The following is a 1,210-nucleotide window of genomic DNA, read 5'->3' on the forward strand; positions in this document are numbered from 1 at the left end:
GGCCGTGGGTGGTACGAGTGACACCTTTTCGTCGGTGCTCATCGGCGTGCCGGGTTCGGGCGGCTCGCAGGCATTGATTCTCGACGGTCATGCCCTGGCCAGACAGGGACAGGCCGCCCGGGTGCTGACGGGTCCGCGCTGGCGGTTGGGGGCCCGTGACGTCGCGGCGCTGTGGCGGCGGGCGGTCACCCTCGTCGCCGCCGGCTCGGCACCGGACACCGAGTCGGCGACGGCCGAGATCGTCGCGGCATTGGGGCCCGACGCCGACGCCGCGTGCCTGGCCGACGCGATCTGCGACCCCGGCCCGGCCGCGGCGTACTCCGAGGACGGGCACGCCAGGATCGTCGCGCTGGGCCGTGAGCTGACGGCGTTGCGGGCACATCTGGACAGCCCGCTGCCGGATCTGCTCACCGAGGTGCGTCGGGTGCTCGGCATCGACACCGAAGTTCGTGCCGCGCAACCGGTCTCGGCGGGATGGTCGGGCACCGAGCAACTCGACGCGTTCGCCGACGTGGTGGCCGACTTCGCCTCACACGGGGCGGCCACGGTGTCGGCTCTGCTGGCCTACCTCGACACCGCAGAACAGGTCGAGAACGGCCTGGCGCCCGCCGAGGTCACGGTGTCCTCCGACCGTGTGCAGATCCTGACCGTGCATGCGGCCAAGGGGCTGGAATGGCAGCTCGTCGCCGTACCGCACCTGTCCGGGCGCATCTTCCCGTCCACCGCGTCCCCGCGCACGTGGCTCACCGACGCCGCCGACCTGCCGCCGCTGCTGCGCGGTGACTGCGCGACGGTGTCCGAACACGGCGTGCCGGTGCTCGACACCTCCGATGTCGTTGACCGGAAAGGCCTGTCGGACAAGATCTACGAGCACAAGCGCAGCCTGGACCAGCGGCGCACCGACGAAGAGCGCCGCCTGCTGTACGTGGCGATCACCCGGGCCGAGGACACGCTGCTGGTGTCGGGCCACCACTGGGGCGCCACCGAATCCAAGCCGAGGGGGCCGTCGGCGTTCCTGGTGGAGCTCAAGGACACCATCGACGCGTCCGTCGCCGCGGGCGCGCCGTGCGGGACCGTCGACGTGTGGGCCGAAGCCGCAGCCGAGGCCGACGACCTCGAACAGCATCGTGAAGAAGACCACCTTCTGGTACACGATCGGTTCGTGGTACCAGGCGGCGACGTCGGTGAATCCGTCTATGCCGCTGGTGGT

At 71.0% G+C, this 1,210-nt stretch carries 2 pseudogenes; one reads left to right on the forward strand and one right to left on the reverse strand.

The features are described from left to right. Positions 1–1,111 (forward strand): annotated as a pseudogene (locus ASJ79_RS24295) (3'-5' exonuclease); the annotation flags it as partial. Here ASJ79_RS24295 and ASJ79_RS32775 read toward each other — a convergent pair. Further along, a pseudogene (locus ASJ79_RS32775) lies at positions 1,085–1,210 on the reverse strand (DUF3556 domain-containing protein); the annotation flags it as partial. The pseudogenes ASJ79_RS24295 and ASJ79_RS32775 overlap by 27 nt on opposite strands.

Source organism: Mycobacterium sp. NAZ190054, assembly GCF_001545925.1.
Classification (GTDB): Bacteria; Actinomycetota; Actinomycetes; order Mycobacteriales; family Mycobacteriaceae; genus Mycobacterium.